3 protein-coding genes are annotated in these 2,763 nt (G+C 47.3%); all 3 read right to left on the reverse strand.

Annotated elements, in window-relative coordinates:
- Positions 1-299 (reverse strand): alkaline phosphatase family protein (locus tag VIP81_RS02645; RefSeq protein ID WP_331956929.1); only part of this gene is annotated, 299 nt, incomplete at its 3' end.
- Between the two features lie 156 nt (positions 300-455).
- Complete coding sequence (gene eboE / locus VIP81_RS02650) at positions 456-1,673, reverse strand: metabolite traffic protein EboE (RefSeq protein WP_331956930.1); 1,218 nt, start codon at positions 1,671-1,673, stop codon at positions 456-458.
- A partial coding sequence (locus VIP81_RS02655) for a 3-dehydroquinate synthase (protein ID WP_331956931.1) occupies positions 1,673-2,763 on the reverse strand: 1,091 nt, incomplete at its 5' end. The genes eboE and VIP81_RS02655, both read right to left, overlap by 1 nt.

The raw sequence follows: 2,763 nt of genomic DNA on the forward strand, positions 1-2,763 counted from the left end.
AAGGAAGGGTCCAGTTTCCTGGCGCGGTCCCAGATTTTGGGTGCATCTACCAGGTTGTTAGATTGCTTCCAGAACTTTACTTCCGCATCTGTTCTATCGTACCAGCCATTGCCTACAATTCCATGCTCACTGGGCCATTGGCCGGTAAGATACGTACTCTGCACAGACGTGGTGAGCGCCGGTAACATGGGCTTCACGGTTGCCAGGTGACGCTGTTGCGTATAAGCCTTTATGAAAGGCAGGTGCTCCAACAAAGAAGTAGAGAGCCCTACTACATCAATTACTACTGTCTTTCTCATAGATTCAATCGCCGTTACAATTCCGGTATAAAGCTATTATTCCCAATGGACAATTCCAAGCGGCTTTTAGCCATTAGCTTTTAGCTTTTAGAAAATGCAGCGAAGAGCATGTTATGTTCTTATCCGCTGCATTTTCTAAAAGCTAAAAGCTAATGGCTAAAAGCTAAAAAGCTGTTCCTTTATCCAATTTAATTCCCGGGACACGGACAACGACATTTCCTGTTTTAATTCAGGCGGCAATACGTCCCAGGTGTATGTTTCCACTTCCAGGTGCGATGTAAAGGGCTGTTGCCGTTGCAGTGCCAATACCTGTTTAATATCTTCCTGTGTGGATTGCAATACACCAAATTTATCAAGAAATACCGGTACATGAAAATGGGAGCGCCATTCTGTTACCGCTGGATTATTTTCATCGGCCAGTGCTTCCGGCAGATCGGGGTAATGAATAAAGCTGCCATCATTTTTCCGGGCAATTACCTGGTGCAGGTATACCGGTTCGTTAAATTGACGGAAAGCGTCTGTCACCTCTTTTCGTGCAGCCGTATCCGTTGGCATGTTTGCTTTCAGTGCCGCACTGATCTGGAGCTTACCTACTTTCAGGCCATGGTGTTGCAGGCGCTCCAGCACGCGCTGAGGCGGTTCGTATACCAGTGCAAAATGACAAACATCGTAGCACAACTGAATATGCGCCTTGATGATATCTGCTGCTTCCTGGTCTTCCACGTTAAATTTCTCCTTAATAAACGGAATGCCTGCCGGTAGTAATTCCTCAAAATACCAACTGATATATTCGCTGGTATTTTCCATCAATCCATCTGGTTCCGGTTCTACATCCAGGTGCATTAAAGGGCCGCCGCTACGGTGAATACGTACCAGTTGCTCCAGGACCAGCAGCATGTTAAAAGTGGCGCTTTCTGTAAAGGAATTTTTTTCTTCTTCACAACGGCTACACCAGTATTTGTAGGTAAGTGGATTTGTAGAAATACCGCCTTCCATCCCCGCGGGCAGTAAGGCCGCGAGCAGGCGAAACAGGCGAATGGTATAGGCAACGCGATCGGCACTGGTCCAATCGGGTGCATGTACCTGGTCTTTTACCACTACATTATGAAAACCGCCGTATGGAAAACCGTTCATGGTAAACACATAACAATCTTCTTCTTTCAGCCATTGCTGAAATGCGGTCAATTGCTCTTCCTTACTCAGTTCCAGGCTGGCGGTATTGGCCAGGCGTAAGCCTATGCCGAAAGGTTGATCGGGAGATACCTGTTGTTTGATAGCAGGTATGAATTTTTTCAACTGCGCAAAATGATCCCCCCAGTTTTCGCCGGGATGAATATTTGTGCAGTAGGTAAGATGCCCAACTGCTGTTTTCATTATTGATTATTTTTACAGATATCCACTGCTTTATACAGCAGTGCCAGATCCATTTCGTGTACTTCTTCTCCTTTACCAACGGCGCGCAACAGGGAAATTGTTAAGCGACCTCCCAGGTGTTCGCGAAATTCTTCCAAACCTACTACCACCGGAGATGGTTTGCCATCCTGCTTTTCCAGCAACGGATGCCAGATGGGTAATTTCATATTTTTTAATACCGTGAGAATACGTTGCATATCAGCTTCTGGCAGCCAGCCTAACAGGAACGAGTACACGCTATCTACCGCAATGCCGATAGATACTGCTTCGCCGTGACGTAGTTCAAAGTTGGTAAGCTGTTCCAGCTTATGTGCACTCCAGTGTCCAAAATCCAGTGGGCGGGAAGAGCCGCTTTCAAACGGATCACCGGCACCGCCAATATGCTGTACATGCAATTCGGCACAACGATAAATCAGTTCCTGCATAGCTGGCATGTCGCCGGCTGTCATAGCCACGGCAGTTTCTTCTATCCGGTTAAAGAAAGCAGCATCTTTTATGAGGGCAACTTTCACCGCTTCCACCATACCGGAGCGCCAATCGCGCGGATCCAGGGTGGTTAGAAATGTCTCGTCATTAAATACTGCCGCTGGCGGCGCGAAGGAACCCAGGAAATTTTTCTTCCCCTTATAGTTTACGCCGTTTTTCACGCCTACACCAGAATCATTTTGTGATAACACGGTAGTCGGGATCCGGATATGCTTTACCCCGCGGTGAGAAATCGCCGCTGCAAACCCTACCAGGTCGAGCAGGGAACCTCCTCCGATACCGATCACATAAGAATGGCGGTCGATACCATATTTATCGATGGCATCTACCAGGCTGAAAAGCAGTGGCAAATCATTCTTTACGCTTTCACCACCGGTGATGGTAACAATTTCCGGGGCCAGCTGAAAGCCGCGCACCTGTTGGAAATAAGTATTGATTTGCTGTGTGAGCTGTGGGTGGTGTGCCGCTACACCTCCGTCTAATATTACGAGTAACTTTTTAACATAGGCCTCTTCTGCTTTGGATTCCAGAAAAGAAGCGATACATGTGTTGGCAGGATCAAATA

The sequence above is a fragment of the Chitinophaga sp. genome (genome assembly GCF_036566945.1).
Lineage (GTDB): Bacteria > Bacteroidota > Bacteroidia > Chitinophagales > Chitinophagaceae > Chitinophaga.

Excerpts from the sequence above, each read along its gene's own strand:
- eboE (WP_331956930.1), bottom strand. The coding sequence starts at position 1,673 with ATGAAAACAGCAGTTGGGCATCTTACCTACTGCACAAATATTCATCCC.